22 protein-coding genes are annotated in these 14,685 nt (G+C 65.5%); 10 read left to right on the forward strand and 12 right to left on the reverse strand.

What is annotated here, in order from left to right; genetic code table 11:
• Positions 1-4: 4 nt before the first annotated feature.
• On the reverse strand, positions 5-580 hold the full coding sequence (locus tag QM712_RS24825; protein WP_415025784.1) for a hypothetical protein: 576 nt from the start codon (positions 578-580) through the stop codon (positions 5-7).
• Between the two features lie 233 nt (positions 581-813).
• The gene (locus tag QM712_RS24830) at positions 814-2,211 is read right to left on the reverse strand and encodes a carotenoid oxygenase family protein (protein ID WP_415025785.1); all 1,398 of its coding nucleotides are present in this window, start codon (positions 2,209-2,211) and stop codon (positions 814-816) included.
• Positions 2,212-2,319: 108 nt separating this feature from the next.
• Between QM712_RS24830 and QM712_RS24835 the strand changes: the two genes are divergently transcribed.
• The 3 genes from QM712_RS24835 (at position 2,320) to QM712_RS24845 (ending at position 4,716) form a co-directional block, all read left to right on the forward strand.
• Positions 2,320-3,039, forward strand: a complete 720-nt coding sequence (locus QM712_RS24835) for a TetR/AcrR family transcriptional regulator (protein WP_415025786.1) — start codon at positions 2,320-2,322, stop codon at positions 3,037-3,039.
• Between the two features lie 48 nt (positions 3,040-3,087).
• Positions 3,088-3,708, forward strand: coding sequence for a DUF6321 domain-containing protein (locus tag QM712_RS24840; RefSeq protein ID WP_415025787.1), 621 nt, complete (start codon positions 3,088-3,090; stop codon positions 3,706-3,708).
• A gap of 438 nt (positions 3,709-4,146) precedes the next feature.
• Positions 4,147-4,716, forward strand: coding sequence for an SET domain-containing protein (locus QM712_RS24845; protein ID WP_415025788.1), 570 nt, complete (start codon positions 4,147-4,149; stop codon positions 4,714-4,716).
• Between the two features lie 154 nt (positions 4,717-4,870).
• Here the strand turns inward: QM712_RS24845 and QM712_RS24850 are convergent, their stop codons facing one another.
• Together QM712_RS24850 and QM712_RS24855 are read right to left on the reverse strand one after the other, a co-directional pair.
• Entirely contained in the window at positions 4,871-5,269 is a 399-nt protein-coding gene (locus QM712_RS24850) for a hypothetical protein (RefSeq protein ID WP_415025789.1), read from the reverse strand.
• 38 nt (positions 5,270-5,307) lie between these two features.
• The gene (locus QM712_RS24855) at positions 5,308-5,538 is read right to left on the reverse strand and encodes a hypothetical protein (protein ID WP_415025790.1); all 231 of its coding nucleotides are present in this window, start codon (positions 5,536-5,538) and stop codon (positions 5,308-5,310) included.
• Positions 5,539-5,638: 100 nt separating this feature from the next.
• Here QM712_RS24855 and QM712_RS24860 point away from each other — a divergent pair, with 100 nt between their 5' ends.
• Positions 5,639-6,460 (forward strand): helix-turn-helix domain-containing protein, encoded by an 822-nt coding sequence (locus QM712_RS24860; protein ID WP_415025791.1) that lies wholly within the window; start codon positions 5,639-5,641, stop codon positions 6,458-6,460.
• 66 nt (positions 6,461-6,526) lie between these two features.
• The gene (locus tag QM712_RS24865; RefSeq protein ID WP_415025792.1) at positions 6,527-7,192 is read left to right on the forward strand and encodes a DsbA family oxidoreductase; all 666 of its coding nucleotides are present in this window, start codon (positions 6,527-6,529) and stop codon (positions 7,190-7,192) included.
• 6 nt (positions 7,193-7,198) lie between these two features.
• On the opposite strand, the gene QM712_RS24870 is transcribed toward QM712_RS24865, so the two are convergent.
• From QM712_RS24870 to QM712_RS24885, 4 genes are all read right to left on the reverse strand, one after another.
• Complete coding sequence (locus QM712_RS24870) at positions 7,199-8,368, reverse strand: GNAT family N-acetyltransferase (RefSeq protein WP_415025793.1); 1,170 nt, start codon at positions 8,366-8,368, stop codon at positions 7,199-7,201.
• A 157-nt stretch (positions 8,369-8,525) separates the two neighbouring features.
• Positions 8,526-8,996: a PaaI family thioesterase gene (locus QM712_RS24875; RefSeq protein WP_415025794.1), complete on the reverse strand. Its 471-nt coding sequence runs from the start codon at positions 8,994-8,996 to the stop codon at positions 8,526-8,528.
• 13 nt (positions 8,997-9,009) lie between these two features.
• The gene (locus tag QM712_RS24880) at positions 9,010-9,597 is read right to left on the reverse strand and encodes a bifunctional transcriptional activator/DNA repair enzyme AdaA (protein WP_415025795.1); all 588 of its coding nucleotides are present in this window, start codon (positions 9,595-9,597) and stop codon (positions 9,010-9,012) included.
• Between the two features lie 119 nt (positions 9,598-9,716).
• Positions 9,717-10,121 carry a hypothetical protein gene (locus tag QM712_RS24885; RefSeq protein WP_415025796.1) on the reverse strand — a complete coding sequence of 135 codons (405 nt, stop codon included), beginning with the start codon at positions 10,119-10,121 and terminating at the stop codon, positions 9,717-9,719.
• Between the two features lie 154 nt (positions 10,122-10,275).
• On the opposite strand from QM712_RS24885, the gene QM712_RS24890 reads away from it, so the two are divergent.
• Complete coding sequence (locus QM712_RS24890; protein ID WP_415025797.1) at positions 10,276-10,509, forward strand: hypothetical protein; 234 nt, start codon at positions 10,276-10,278, stop codon at positions 10,507-10,509.
• A 389-nt stretch (positions 10,510-10,898) separates the two neighbouring features.
• On the opposite strand, the gene QM712_RS24895 is transcribed toward QM712_RS24890, so the two are convergent.
• Positions 10,899-11,141: a PilZ domain-containing protein gene (locus tag QM712_RS24895; RefSeq protein WP_415025798.1), complete on the reverse strand. Its 243-nt coding sequence runs from the start codon at positions 11,139-11,141 to the stop codon at positions 10,899-10,901.
• Positions 11,142-11,323: 182 nt separating this feature from the next.
• Here QM712_RS24895 and QM712_RS24900 point away from each other — a divergent pair, with 182 nt between their 5' ends.
• Positions 11,324-11,617 (forward strand): HdeA/HdeB family chaperone, encoded by a 294-nt coding sequence (locus QM712_RS24900; RefSeq protein ID WP_415025799.1) that lies wholly within the window; start codon positions 11,324-11,326, stop codon positions 11,615-11,617.
• 123 nt (positions 11,618-11,740) lie between these two features.
• On the opposite strand, the gene QM712_RS24905 is transcribed toward QM712_RS24900, so the two are convergent.
• On the reverse strand, positions 11,741-12,205 hold the full coding sequence (locus QM712_RS24905; RefSeq protein WP_415025800.1) for a PaaI family thioesterase: 465 nt from the start codon (positions 12,203-12,205) through the stop codon (positions 11,741-11,743).
• A gap of 355 nt (positions 12,206-12,560) precedes the next feature.
• Between QM712_RS24905 and QM712_RS24910 the strand changes: the two genes are divergently transcribed.
• Together QM712_RS24910 and QM712_RS24915 are read left to right on the forward strand one after the other, a co-directional pair.
• A complete protein-coding gene (locus QM712_RS24910) occupies positions 12,561-12,857 on the forward strand; it encodes a hypothetical protein (protein WP_415025801.1) in 297 nt (98 codons plus the stop codon).
• Between the two features lie 98 nt (positions 12,858-12,955).
• Positions 12,956-13,201 (forward strand): hypothetical protein, encoded by a 246-nt coding sequence (locus QM712_RS24915; protein WP_415025802.1) that lies wholly within the window; start codon positions 12,956-12,958, stop codon positions 13,199-13,201.
• Between the two features lie 132 nt (positions 13,202-13,333).
• Here the strand turns inward: QM712_RS24915 and QM712_RS24920 are convergent, their stop codons facing one another.
• Positions 13,334-13,567: a DUF6894 family protein gene (locus QM712_RS24920; protein WP_415025803.1), complete on the reverse strand. Its 234-nt coding sequence runs from the start codon at positions 13,565-13,567 to the stop codon at positions 13,334-13,336.
• 176 nt (positions 13,568-13,743) lie between these two features.
• Entirely contained in the window at positions 13,744-13,932 is a 189-nt protein-coding gene (locus QM712_RS24925) for a hypothetical protein (protein ID WP_415025804.1), read from the reverse strand.
• 540 nt (positions 13,933-14,472) lie between these two features.
• Here QM712_RS24925 and QM712_RS24930 point away from each other — a divergent pair.
• Positions 14,473-14,619, forward strand: coding sequence for a hypothetical protein (locus tag QM712_RS24930; RefSeq protein WP_415025805.1), 147 nt, complete (start codon positions 14,473-14,475; stop codon positions 14,617-14,619).
• Positions 14,620-14,685 lie beyond the last annotated feature (66 nt).

Genomic DNA, 14,685 nt, shown 5'->3' on the forward strand with positions numbered 1-14,685 from the left:
CTGATCATTGCGGTTGAGACAGTGCGTGCGGCGATTGAGCGTACTTGGTCCGGCAATGCTCGGGATACCATTTCGTGAAGTAGATCGCGCTGTTGCGCGCGGCAAAGGCGACCGCGAGACTTGACCAGAGCGGCAGGCCGGGAACGTAGAGCAGGACGAGGTTGGAGACCATCATCAGCAGCGCCGCCGCGGTCCAGGCCGCCGTGATGATGTAGTTGGCCTGCAGGAAGCCGGGCATCGCGGCGATCTCCGCCGGTACGGATTCGATTCCATATTGCAGCGTGAACGGCCTGCGCAGCAGCATCGAGCCCAGCGAGATGGCGAAGACGCCGGCATCGACCGAGAGCTTGACGGCGAGCGTGCTGAACTGCGGATCGACGAAGAGGAGGGTGATGCCGATCATGGCGAACAGGATCGTGGAGCCGGCCGCCAGGATCTTGACCGAGCGTCCCTGTGCGACGTCGATCGCGATGGTCGCAAGGCAGGCAAATGCCGCCGCGAACACGCTCACGGCGGGCGAGGTCACCAGCAGGAGGAAGGTGTAGATGCCGTAGGGCGCAAGGATCAGGAAAATCGTCATGGGCCGCCTCGGTCAGGCCTTATCTTTACGTTGTAAAGATGAGTAGCGGAAGCGCGGGAAAGGTTCAAGGGTAATCTTTACGCTGTCAAAATGATGTGAGGAGGGTGCTTCTCTCTGGCCGGTCGCCCCCGCGACGTCCGAAGCGGGAACCCGGAATCCGCCGTGCCGAATGACGGTGGCGAAAAAAGCTTCGAACGCGTCGCCGCGTTCCGCTTGGATGATGATGGAGGGAGCTATTGCGCTCCCACCCAATTGCCGTGAAAGCCGTCAGGCACGCGGTGGCCGAGCTGCACCAGCGCCGCGGGGCCGGCCTCGATGTCGGTGGCGTTGAACACCGCGAGGTCGCTGCGATTGTCCCGAGCGCGCCAGACCACCGCCAGCAGCCAGCCGTCGCCCTCGGCGGCATCCTTCGCGCGCTCGACGAAGACCGGCTCCGAAATGGTGTCGCCCGCGGGCAGCAGATATTGACCGAGCCGCCGGCCGGTGCCGTCGACATGCACGATGCCGGACAGAGCGCCGAACATCGGCAGCTTCGGATTGGCGCAGGCGTACCAGCCGTGGCGGCTCTTCAGCCCGGCGCGGCGGTCGTCGATGCGCGGGAATTCGCCGGTGAGGTCGTCGAGATAGGTCTGCTGAAAGCGGTCGGTATTGCCGGACAGATCGAACGTCCAGCGGCAGTGGCGGGCGCGCGATTTCTCCGGACCCGTCGGCCGCCCGTCGGGATGCGGAAACAGCGGCGCCTCCTCGAACTGCATGACGTCGGCGATGATGCGCTCGCCGTCCTCCCAGGCGTTCATGACGTGGAAGACGTAGCAGGCCTCGGCGCGGAACCAGACGATGTCCCCCGACGTGCCGCTGCGTTTCATCACGCCGACATAGGCGCCTTTCTCGGGCTCCCAGGCATAGGGCGGCCGTCCGCTGATGGCGCGTTCCATGCTGCCGGTTATCGGCAGGATCGGGAACAGCACGTGGTTCTCGGTGACGATGAAGTCGTGCACCATGCTGGCATAGGGCGCCTCGAAGCGCTCGAAACGCGTCGCCTTGCCGGACGCGTCGATTGATCCGTAGGAGAGGGCGGGCGTCAGCGGTCCTGCGGCATTGTAGCCGAAGAACACCAGTTCGCCGGTGACGGGATCAATCTTCGGATGCGCCGTGAAGCTGCCGGCGATGCGGCCCTGATAGTTCTGATAGCCGCGCGTTGCGAGCGTCCCCGGCTCGATCTCCGTCGGCAGATGCGCCTCCTCCAGCGCCAGCAGCTTGCCGGCGTGGAAGATGATGTTGGTGTTGGCGACGCCGCCGTCTGTCAGGTTCGCCGGCGTATCCGGCAGCTTGCGGCCGAACCCGCCGAACAGGGCGCGGCCGGCATCGTGCTCGGCGAGCCATTTCGGGGTGCGGACCCAGCGGTTGCGGTAGCTGGCGCGTCCGTTCTCGAGATGAAAGGCGTGCAGCATGCCGTCGCCGACGAACCAGTGCGCGCCGGGCGCCTCGAACTGCGGATTGGGACCGTTGCGATAGAGCGTGCCGTTCAGCTCGCGCGGCAATTCGCCGACGATCTTGAGGAAGGGGGCATCGGCCTCGAACGGGATCGGTCCGAGATTGTTGCGGCGCTCATTGGCGGCGTCCTGCTGCACGGCACATCCTCCATTTATCTTTACATCGTAAAGATGACATAGGGCCGGGCACGCGCCCGGTCAAGCGAAATCTTTACACTGTAAAAATTGCGTCATATAGCTTGTCCCATGGCCAAGACCGAACCAGCGCGCGGGGCGCGCCCCGCGAGAAAACCATCGTCGGCGTCCACGGCGCGTGCCGCGCGCCGCCCGGCGAGCGCGAAGACCGATGCGCCCTACCACCATGGCGCCTTGCGCGAGGCGCTGCTCGAGGCCGCCGAACGCGTGCTGGAGCGCGACGGCCTCGCCGGCCTCACCCTGCGCGCGGTGGCGCGCGAGGCGGGGGTGTCGCATGCCGCGCCGACGCATCATTTCGGCGACCTGGCCGGGCTCGTCAGCGAGCTTGCGGCGATCGGCTTCCGCCAGTTCAACGCGGCGATGGCGTCGGCGTGCGACACCGCCACCACGCCGCTCGGGCGGGCGCTGGCGCGGCCGAAGGCCTATGTCGCCTACGCCGAGGCCCACCCCGGCATGTACGGCCTGATGTTCCGCACCGAGCGCCTCGACTATTCCAGGCCCTCGCTGCACGAGGCCGCGGAAGCGTCCTTCGCCGGGCTTGCCAATGCCGTCGGCGCGATGCGGCAGGAGCAGATCAGCGGCGATGCGCTGACGCTGAACCAGGGCGCCGCCATCGCGCGCGCTTGGTCGATGGTGCACGGTTTCACCATGCTGCTGCTCGATGGACGGCTGACGGACATCCTGGAGCGGACGCCCAAGGGCACGACCGCCGAGCAACTTCTCGAAGCCATGCTGACGTCGCCCATGACCGGGAAACCGCCGGGATCGTGATCGGTCGGGGCGCAAGCAACCCTTGCCGGCATCAGGCGTTGACGCCGCATGGCAAGAACATCGCGCCCGCCCTGGAAACGCGCCAACCCGCGCAAGCGCGCGGGCAAGGCGTCCAAACATCTCTCCTCCGCGCAGAAGTCGGCGGCGAAGGCGCGTGCCCGGCGGGCCGGCCGCAGCTATCCCAATCTCGTGGACAACATGCGCATGGCAGCGAAGAAAACGAAGAAAACATCGAACGCGAAATCGTCGAAGGCCAGATCGTCGAAAGCGAAGAAGTCGGCCAAGACGACACGCAAGCGCAAGACGGCCAAGTCCTCGCGCAAGCGCAGCGCTGCCGCGCGTGAAAAGGATCCGCAGGGCGGCCTGACCGCGGCGGGCAGGAAAGCCTTTGCGCGCAAGCAGGGCGCCCATCTGCGGCCGGGTGTTACCAAGACAGAGTCGGAGATGACGCCGCAGGAGATGCGGCGGAAGGGTAGCTGGGCGGTGCGCTTCTACGGTCGCGAGGCCTTGCCGCCGCTGGTCGATGCCAAGGGACAACCGACCCGGCATGCTCTGTCCGCGCATGCATGGGGCGAGCCGGTGCCGAAGACGGTTGCGGCGGCCCGGCGCATCGCCGCGAAGGGAAAGCGCCTGCTGGCGCGCTATCAACATCTCAAGGCCAAGCGTTAGCAATCGAGCTCTCGCGAAGAAGCCATGGCGATCACGTCTTGGCGATCAGGCCTCGCCGCATTGTCGCCAGCGCGACGGCGCGGCAGATGATGCCGATCATCTCAACCTTTCTCCGCCCGCACAGACCCACGTGACGCTGCCGTCGAGCGCGCTGGGCGTTCAGACCTGACGCGTCAGCATCTTGGCAGCGTGATGTGCTGCCTAGCTATTGGGCGACGGCGCGATCGCGGCCGATGTCCACGAACAGGGGCGCGCGAAGGGGCGCTATATCCGGCATCATGAAACCTTCATGCGGCGGAACCCGTTCCATCCGGCGTGTTCACTGTGGGCAAGGTTCGAACCGGGCCCGGAGGCACCTGACAGGGACGCGGAATCGTTCTAGAAGGACGGCTTCGCTGGGCGCTTCCCGCCTCGTTCGCGTCATCTCTTCTCCAGATCATGCCAGCCATCGCTTCGAACAAATCTTACCGCGTCGGCCGCTCCAAGACCGGACTTGGCCTCTTCGCAACCAAACCGATCAAGAAGGGGACGCGGATCATCCGTTATTTCGGGCCGATCCTGGACTCGCGGATTCCCGCGCAGGACGAGATCGAGAACAAATACCTGTTCGAGCTCAACGGCCGCTGGACCATCGACGGCTCGGTGCGCAAGAATCTCGCGCGCTACATCAACCATTCCTGCCGTCCCAACGCCGAGTCCGACGTTCGGCCGCGCGAGCGCAAGGTCTTCATCCGCGCCATCAGGAACATCGAGCCGGGCGACGAGATCAACTACGATTACGGCACCGATTACTTCAAAGCCTATCTGAAGCCGATCGGCTGCAAATGCGTCTCCTGCGAGAACAAGCGCAAGAAGCTGCGCGCCGAGGCGCGGGCCGACCGCGCCAAGGTGAAGGCGCGCACCGAGCGCAAGGCGCAGAAGGCGGGCGCGAAGGCTCCCGGCAAGGGCACCAAAAAGAAGAAGCTCAACGGCCATGCCGTTGCCAAGCCGGGCCGCGCGCGGGCCTAGCCGAGACCTCCAGCCTTCGTTTTCATGAGGCTCCGGCCTGACATCGACGTCCCGCGCTGCCGCGGTCCGTCGTATCGCTCGATTGTTTGGGCAATGCCGTGTCGCCCGGCGAGACCGGGCGACGATCGGCCGTCATGGAGCCTGGGACCGGGCCTCACGCCGAGACCACACTCCCGCTTCTCCGCAGTCCCACATATTGCAGCTCCGCGAACACGCCGGTGGCGATCGCCTGCGCGACGACCATGAGTTCGCCTGCGAGATTGGGTGAAACCGCGCCCGAGAGCAGCAATGCGATGCTGCCGACGGTCCAGGCTGCGTTGCCGATGACCACCAGCAGCACGAGCGGCCTGGCCACCGAGGCACGCGAGGCGAGCCAGCCGACCAGCGCGGCATAGGCGATCAGGAACAGGCCGGTCTCGCGCAGCAGCGCTTCGGGCAGGTTGAACAGCGTCGCGAACGCGCTGGCACCGAAGGCGAGGCCGAGCGCGGAGATGCCGCTGAAGACCGTGTCGGCCCAGAGCGCGCGGCGCAGGAAGGTGGATGCGTCTATCATCATGGTCTCCTTGGTTGCGGTGGGGTTGGGGACAAGCTTCAGTGCAGTCCGCGCCACCAGGCGCGGAGCAGGCGGGCGAGGCGGAGCGGGCAGAGGCTTCTGCCGACGCCGTGCTCGAAGGCTGCGACTTGCGCGACGACGTAGTCGCCGGTCGAGTGCACCAGCGGTTCGGGCACGTTGAGACTGCGTGCGAGCAGCCGGGTCGCCAACGTTACGGCCCAGGGCAGCAGGCGATCCGCGATGGTCCGGTAGAGCAGCAGCGCGAACATGGTCATCTCCGTTGCGACCGAAGATGCGCGCGCCTGCGGGGCAATTCGATTACCTCGAGGGTAATGGAAGCTCAGAAACGTGCGTGATAGGTTTTTGGCCATGAACGCACATGCATCCACGGCGCAGGCCGAACGCAGCCAGCCGGTCCATATCGGCGACCATTTGCGCGAATGGCGGCAGCGCCGCCGCATGAGCCAGCTCGATCTGGCGGGCGAAGCGGAAATCTCCGCGCGGCATCTGAGCTTCGTCGAGACCGGACGCGCCGCGCCGTCGCGCGACATGGTGCTGAGGCTGGCCGAACGTCTCGACGTGCCGTTGCGGGAGCGCAATGTGCTGCTGGTCGCAGCCGGCTATGCGCCGGCCTTTCCGCAGCGTCCGCTGGAGGACCCCGCCTTGAAATCAGCGCGCCAGGCCATCGATCTCGTCCTCAGGGCCCACGAACCCAATCCGGCGCTGGCCTATGACCGGCACTGGAATCTGGTCTCGGCCAACCGCATGGTGGCGCCGCTGCTCGACGGCATCCCGGAGCGGCTCCTGGGCCAGCCCTTCAACGTGCTGCGGCTCGCCTTCCACCCGGAAGCGCTGGCCGCGCGCACGGTCAATCTCGCCGAGTGGTGCGGCCATCTGCTGGAGCGCCTGCACCGGCAATGCGAGGCGACGGCCGATCCGGAGCTCATCAAGCTCTACAACGACCTCAAGAGCTATCCCATTCCGGCGCGCTCGGCGCCGCTTGGCAGCGACAATGTCGCGATCCCCTTCAAGCTGCGCCATGACGGGGAGGTCCTCAGTTTCTTCTCGACCACCATGGTGTTCGGCACGCCGGTCGACATCACCCTGTCGGAGCTGGCGCTGGAGACGTTCTTCCCGGCCGACGAGCGGACCGCGGAGCGGCTGCGGCTGATGGCGGCAAATCTCGGCTAGCGCCCTTGCCTCGGGCCGGGTTCGGCTTATCTTCGGGCCACCTCGCACCGCCCGAAGGAGGCGCTCATGAGCACGCTGAAACCGCTCCAGATCGACGTCGTCTCCGACGTGGTGTGCCCCTGGTGCTACATCGGCAAGCACCGGATCGAGAGCGCGCTCGCGCTCGTTCCGGATGTTCCCGTCCGGCTCAATTTCCGGCCCTTCTTCCTCAATCCCTGGGTCCCGCGCGAGGGCATCAGCCGCGAGGATTATCTCACCACCAAATTCGGCTCGGTCGAAGCCTATAAGGGAATCGCCGGCCGCGTCGTCGCCGCCGCGAGCGAGGAGGGGCTGGTCTACCGGCCCGAGTTGGTGGCGCGTCAGCCGAACACGATTGACTGCCATCGCCTGATCCTCTGGGCCGATGCGGTCGGCAAGGCGCCCGAGATGAAGCAGCGCCTGATGGAGCTCTATTTCCGCGACGGCGGCGATCTCACCGACGTGAACGTGCTGGTGCAGGCCGCAGCCGATGTCGGCCTCGACGCCGACGAGGTGCGCAGGCGCCTCGCCTCCGACGAGGACGTCGCGCGCGTCTCGGCGGATGCGCAGGAGGCCGCGGAGAAGGGCATCTCGGGCGTGCCGACATATGTCTTCGCGCAGAAATACGCCGTCTCCGGCGCGCAGGATCCGAACCTGCTCGCGCGCGCCATCCGCCAGGTGTCGGAGGAGATCAACGCGCAGGCGGCGGAATAGCGCTGCCTATTTGCGCAGGCGGCGGACCACGCGCCGCGCGGCTTCATACGCGGCGTTGCGGCCGGCCAGCGCCGCGTGAATCAGGGCCACGACCGGATCGTGCCGCCGCAGCGGGATCAGCACGTCGCCGATCGCGAAGCGTCCCCGCCAGATCGGGTTGATCATGGGGTGGTCGGCACTCGCGGTGGAATCAGCGCTCGTGATGGCCGGATCGCCACAGAGATGCCGGGTGAGCTCGAGCGTGAGCTGCACGCCCGGTGAGCATTTGGCGAAGTGCTCGTCGATGCCGAGCTTGAAGAAGAAGGCGCGGTCCTGGTGCCGCAGCACGATGCCGGCGGCGACCGGCGACGTGCCGGCCCGCAGCGTGACGATCTCGCATTGCGCGGTCTCGGCCAGCGCGAGCACGGCGCGGCGGATGAACGCCGCATCGCCCGCATCCTGGGCCAGTGCGGTGCCGCGCTTGCCCTTCCAGCCGCTGGCTTCGAGCTGCAGGAATGTCTCGAGCGCGGGCCCGATCTCGTCCGGCCTGCGCGCGATCTCGAAGACGACCGGCCCATGTTCTTCGAGGCGGTGGCGCTGGCGGCGCAGCTCCTTGAGCTTCCGGGCGCCGAGCGCCTCGCGCAGCATCCTCTCGCCATCCTGCGTCGCATCGAGGCTGGCGCGAATGTAGGAGCTCAGCACGCGCGGCTTCAGGCGGTCTCGCCCGAGAGCCTCGCTCAGTGACCTCATGGCCGCGCCGTCGAGCGCGACGTCGCGCAGGATCAGCGCATGTGCACCAGCCTCGCGCGCTTGCTGCAGAAGTCGCGTTGCCGCCTCGATCGCATCGCGCTCATCGAGCAGCGGGCTGCACAGCGTGCCGTAGGGATGCGCGCTGACCAGCGCGGGCAGCGGGATTTTCCACGCGCGCCAAAGCGAGATCACGGGCATCAGCCCGATCAGCCGTGTCGACGACCGGTCGAAAACGGGCAATACCGCGGCATCAGTGCGGCCGCGCGCGGTCGCGCTGACGGCGAACATCCAGCCGGGCAGGTAATAGCCGTTGGGCTCGACCGCGCGCTGCGCGAGCGCGCGCCATTGGCCCGCGTCGACGGAGGTCAGCGGGACCAGGGCGCGCGTCGTTGCGGCACTCCTTGCGGATGCCGGATTGATCGCTGCCTGATGCGCGATGTCGACCACGTCCCATCGTCCCCGTTCATGCGGGTGCAAGCCGCATTGGATGGTCCATGCCTAGCGCAAAGACTGGAAAAATACCGTTGGGACGCCGCTTCAATTCGAGCGATGCTGTTAACCGCTCGTTGAGCATTCGGAACTGCGTCGCCCTTTTCTTCCGATTTCAGGAGGGGAAGATGAGGCAGGTCGTCGTGCCATGGGCGAGCAATCGGCCTCTGGCATCCGTCACGCGCCCATCGGCCGTTCCGATCCGACGGCCGCAATTCAGCACCTTGCCCTCGGCCATGATCGGACCGGTCTCTGGCGTGATCGGCCGCACGAGGGAAATCTTGAATTCGAGTGTCGTCTGGCTGATCCCCTTGTCGAGCGTCGATTGGATCGCGAGCCCCATGCAACTGTCGAGCAGCGTCGCCGTGAGACCGCCATGCACCGTGCCTGCCGGGTTGAGGTGGGCGTCCGTCGGGACCAGCGCGATGACGACCCGGCCGCTCGCGGCTTCCACCACGTCGTAGCCGAGTGTCCGGGCGATCGTGTTGAGCGGCAGTGTTCGGGCCGCAAGGCCCTGAACGAAGGCGAGCCCGCTCATCTGCTTCTGCTGTTCGGCGTCGACTGTCCCGTAAGTTCTGATCGCCATCGTGATGTCCTCGTCATGTTCTGCCGTTTGCAGACTTGCGCACTGGGCTCTTGCCGCGGAATGCCGAGGGTGGACGGCCGTAAAGCCGTGCGAACGCCGTGCTCATCCGCCGCGTGCTCGAAAAGCCGGAGCGCTCGGCAATCGCGGCGACCGAAAGGTCGCCTGCGTCGAGGAGGCGCTTGGCGCGTTGCACACGGAGCGAGAGGGCCACTTGCAGCGGCGATGCGTCGAGGTGCCGGGAGAACAGGCGCGTCAGATGGCGCGTGCCGATTCCCAAGCGTTCGGAGAGCTCATCCAGGCCGCCGCGGTCGAGCTCACCGGTCTCGATCAAGGCCAGCGCACGTTCGACGGTGGTTCGGGTACCTTTCCACGCGGGACAGAACGGGGCGGTTTCGGGACGGCATCTGAGGCAGGGACGAAATCCGGCATGCTCGGCGGCGGCGGCGCTGCGATAGAATCTGACGTTGCGCGCGAGCGGCGTCTTTGCCGGGCAGACGGGACGGCAATAGACGCCCGTGGTCTTGACCGCGACGAAGACGACGCCGTCCATTGCAGCGTCGCGGCGGCGAAGGGCTTCATAGCGTGCGTCGAAGTCGGACATGGGATCGCTTTAGTCGCCGAACCGTCGCAGCGCGAGTCCGATCCGATGACCATGTCTGAAAACGACCGGCACGGGTTGCGACGTTCGAACGGGATGCTGGTCGCATCCGCACAGAAGCGTCAGATCGGCTCGTAGGTTTCGGATCCGCAGATGTCGTCGGCCTCGGCGCGCCGCCGGTCGATCACCTTTCCGCCGACGATGGTCACGATGTAGGTCTGGGGACCGAGCGACGTACCGGTCGTGGAGGTCAGCTGCGCACGCACGCAGGCGGTCCAGCCCGACCCTCTCACCTCGTGATGGGGCGTGGCAACGTGCACCTCGCGCGGATTGGAGGTGGTGAGAAAGACGACGTCGAGCTGCTCGCGCACCACGCGCTTGACATCGGGCGCCGGTTCGGGCGGCTGCTGCTCGGCTTCCTTCAGGCGCATGAATTCGGGCACGGGCGCGCGGCTGTCGGCAAAGCCGCAAGCGCCGAGCGCGAGCGCGCCGGCGAGCACTGCCGCATGAGCAACAATCCGTAACATTCCTGAAGGTCCCCTGCGGGCCAACAGATAGACACGAATGCGACGCAGCGAAGTCCCGGCCGATCAACAATTGCTGAAGCCGGGGGTCCGCCGGCATTTGCTAATGTGCAATTGCGGGCTAGTTTGTATCCCCGGACGAGGGGGGATTGGACCAATGAGGATTTTTGTCATAGCGGCCGCGGTGCTGGCCCTGACGGCCGCCTCGGCGCAGGCGCAGATGGGCGGTGGCCGGCGGCAGCCCAATGAGGGCGGCCAAAAGACGGACAACAAGCCCAAGGTCGACGAAAAGGCCTACAAGGCCGCGCTCGATCGCATTCCCGTGCCCAAGGAAAAGTACGACCCCTGGAGCGGGGCGCGTCCGAACGAACCCGCCAAGAAGCCGAAATAGCGCAAGGCGGGCGTCGAGCGCCCGCCGACGATCTCCATCCCGTCTCCCGTCTTAAAGGTCCCGTCGTGGACGGCGCGGCCCTGTCTCGCAGGGATCGCTGCAATGGCGCGTGTTGCACGCGGTGAGGGCCGCGACATGCCCGGCCATGCCGAAAATCCCGTTGGCGCTTTCGATCCTCTCCGTGCCGGACCTGCGGCGCGCGTGTCCGGGTGATGCCGTCAGCCGCGGACCGCGCAACGATTCCGTTCGCTGAGAAGAGTCCGGTCGATCGCTCTCACTTCGCGTGAAGTGACTGCGATCATCGCGCGATCACGGACGCGTCGCCGACACGCACCAGGCAAATGTGATGATGTTGTGCGCGTCGTGCGAACGTTCGTTCACATCGCGCGCTAGTGCACGAAGGCGAGTCCGACGCGCCTGTCGCTTCGCCACACGGTGCGACAATTCTTCACGAAATTGTCGCGCGTGATCGACAGTGTCAGAGATTGCGGCAGCGGCACGGCGGCGTCGAGATCGATCGCCGCGCCACTGGCGGACATGTTTCGCACCGTGCACGCGATTCCACTGTTTTCATAGGTGATTGTGCCACCTTTGAAAACACGGTGACGCTGCGCTGTACGCTTCTCGATCATTCGCGTTAATCCATAATGACGTTTGTGAAATAGTGCATGGAAATTACGTTGAACTAAACTCGATGCTGGCGCTACTTGCAGACCGCTTCAGACTTCGTTTACGAAACTGAAGCGGAGATTCCTTCCGCTGACTTTCCCCACAAGCCTTTCCTTTATGCCGTAAAGCTCCGATGGAGATTCCGATGAAGACCACGCTTTCGCTTCTGTTCGCCGCAGCTCTGTCGCTGTCGTGCGTTCCCGCTCACGCCACCAAGCTCGATCTCTCGACCATGAGCTGCAAGCAGTTCCTCGAGAGCGGCGACGATACCATCAAGCTGGTGCTGACCTGGATGGACGGCTGGTACAAGGGTGACGAGGACAACGCGATCATCGATACCGACGTGTTCGTCGACAACGCCAAGAAGTTCGGCACCTATTGCGGGACCAATCCGAACGTCAGCATCGTCACCGCGGCCGACGAGGTGCTCGGCAAGTAACTTCCGAAGCGTGGCCGGCGACGCGCGACTGCATCGCGCGTCGGTCCCATGCCGCGCCCCGATCGTTGCCGAGAGCCGCGATGGGCCTTGCGCCGGCGCGGCTCTCTTCTCGTCCTTGTATGCTCAGCCCGGCAGCATCGCGAACGCGCTCGACACCATGGCCACCGGCTTGTGGTCGGTGGCGGAGAGCAGCGTGACGCGGCCGAAACTCATGGTGCGTCCGAGCCGCACCACGCGCGCATCGGCCAGCACGTCGGACGACGAGACCGCGCGCATGAAATGCGTGGTCTGGTCGACCGTGGTCATCGGACGATAGCCGCGGTTGGCGGCGAGGTTCGCGATCACCATCGCGGTGTCGGCGAGCGCCATCAGCGCCTGGCCGCAGACGACGCCGCCGTGGCGGCACAGGCGCTCCGAGAAGGGCATTCGCAGCAAGGCGCCCGGCTGCCAATCCGTCGCGTCCGCCGGCTGGATGTGCTCGATATGCTCCACAGAGAGATTGAGGTCCTGGACCCAGGGCGCGAAGACCTCGCCGAGGATGCGTCGGGCCTCGGTGATGCCGAACTCGGCTTGCGGCTGCGATGGCATTGCTGTCGTCTCCCCCCTCTGTTGCCGTATGTTTCCGTCATTCTGCGCTGAACGGAGCGGCAAAGTCACCCAGCCCTGCGCGGGGCCGTCGGCTTGAAAATGCCCGACTTCGCCCGATATGATACCGCGCTTGGGAGCAGGTGGACGATGTTGCGTCGGTATGTCCTCGTGTTTTGGGCGGTCGCGCTCGGGCTCGCGCTGAACGGGTGCACGAGGTGCGGCCCGATCTGGGATGACTGGCTGCACGCTCCGAAATCGTGCAGATCGGACCGGCTCTAGCGGTCCTCAACGGGCTGTTGACAGGGATGACGAGGCGCGGTTGATCTGCCGCCTCTGATTGATCGAGGAGTGAATGATGAAGCTTTTCCGTATGGCGGCGGTGGTGCTGGCCGTGCTGGCGGGACCGGCCTATGCGCAAATGCCCAATATCAATTTGCTGCAGGAAGGGCCTGGCAAGACCCCCGAGGAAAAGGCCGCGGATGCCGAGCGTGAGAAGGCCTACAAGGAAACGCTGAAGAAGATTCCGGACTCCAAGGCGTCCAACGATCCCTGGGGCGGCATGCGCTCCGATCCGCCAAAGCAGGCCGCGCCGAAGGCGTCGAGCGCGACCAACGCGCCCAAGAAGACCAAGACCGGTACCGCCGCCAACTGACGGCGGTTCCGGCCGGAGGCCGATGCCTCCGGCGGGACTCCTCCTCGTCCGGCGCACTCCCTACATTGACGGCGTGCGTTGCGTTGAGGAGGCAGGACATGGCCGATCGTCCGCGGGATCTCGCCGAACGGATGGCGCGCCGGCGCAAGGTCGGCGGCAAGCAGGCGGGCGACGGGTATCTGCGCGAGACCTTCACCCTGCCGCGAGCTGCGGCGCGGGCAAGAGCCGAGGCATTCTTCGCCCGCTATCCCAAGGCTGGATACATGAGCGTGGTCGAGAGCTGGCGTGAGCTGCCCGGCGGCGACATCGAATTCACCATGCGCCGGCTTCCGAGCGCCGACTGAGACGCGACCCAACCTCGCGCATCTGTCATCGCGCCGCGATCGAAGCGGTATCGGCGAATGAAGCTGGCTCATTCTTTCCGAGCGGGTGAGACGCGTGCGGGGCCGGCGACCGCGCGCGATCCCCAGCCCGTTCTAGTCGAAGGATTCTGCGACGATGCGGATCCGGAACACCGGCTCCTTCGCTTCGTCGAGGAGCTCCATGTCCCACTCGGAATTTTCCTGGAGCTTGCGGGCGATCCCCGCGGCCATCGTGGCGCAGACACTGGTCATCTCTTTCCAGGCCGCGTCGCGATCGGGAAACTCGGTCGCTTGGTCCGCACAGCCGGAGTATGAGCCGTTCCGGATTCGAAAAAAGTAGCGTGGCATTGCTGGCACCGATCAACATGATGGCCGCCTCCCGAGGCCATGGGGTGCACAGTGCAATCTCAAATGCGCGGTCAGATCAATTCCGGTCGTCTACGGAAAGCATGGTCATGGCGAATGTATCGCAGAGGTTCCCGCATCGATGACGCCTTCGGCCGCCGATCGCGATCAAGACGGGTTCAGGCCGTCTTGTGGGCGCGGGCTTTCAACTCGCGGTCGATCCGCAGCTGCACCCTCCGGATCGCCAGGAGATCGATCTTCGTCTCGGTTTTGCCGATCTTGATCTGATCGCCGATGCGGAACTGCCATTGCCAGATTCCGGGGATCGCCGTCTTCACGACAGTGAACTCGACGCCTCTGTGATTCATGGCCATCTCCACGATTCACGCCTCATGACCGCGGCATGGTGGGCGTCACCGTCATCCTGCGACAAGTAAAATCTGGCTGTACGGCGTCGGGAGTCACGCAATTCTTGAGGGTGTACGCAGCGCGGGGTGTTTCCTTCGGGACGCCGGACCGGAACACCGCCGGGCGGGAACTCTGTTCACGGTAGGAGAATTACGGGCACCTCGCCACGACGTTGCCGACAGTCGAGCGCGTCGGTTCAGGTTCCGGTTTGCGAAGCGATTGGCGGAATCGCATTGCAACGCAGCGCGGGTGCGGAGCGGGAGCGCGAAGCAGCCTGCGATCCTTCGAGGCCAACAAGCACGTTCCTTCCTTTTCCACTTTTGCGTGCGGGGCATCTATGCTCTGCTGCGCGCGGGCGGTGGGTATGTGGTGGCACCAACGAGGAAGGTGTGAATTGGTTGAGACATCCTGTCCTGCGCTGGGGTATGCGTAATCTCCCTCTGGTTTGCCCGCAGTGCCGGCGTCCCGCTTCATCCCTCACATTCAGGCGCGGACGCTTTATGCTCGGCGATGACAAACTCGCCTGCGAGCAGTGCGGTGAGACCAGCCTCGTGACCTTCTGGCGTTTCGAAGGATTATCGAGCCGCTCCGATTCCGATCGCATGGATGCGGCCGACACGCGCTCGCGGGTCACGTCGCGGCACTGATCCACGCGAGAAGTTGCGGCCGTAGCGCAAGCGCTGAAGTGAGACCCGCGCAGTCCGCGGCACGTG

Origin of the sequence: Bradyrhizobium sp. (assembly GCF_047605465.1) — a bacterium.
Taxonomy (GTDB): domain Bacteria; phylum Pseudomonadota; class Alphaproteobacteria; order Rhizobiales; family Xanthobacteraceae; genus Bradyrhizobium.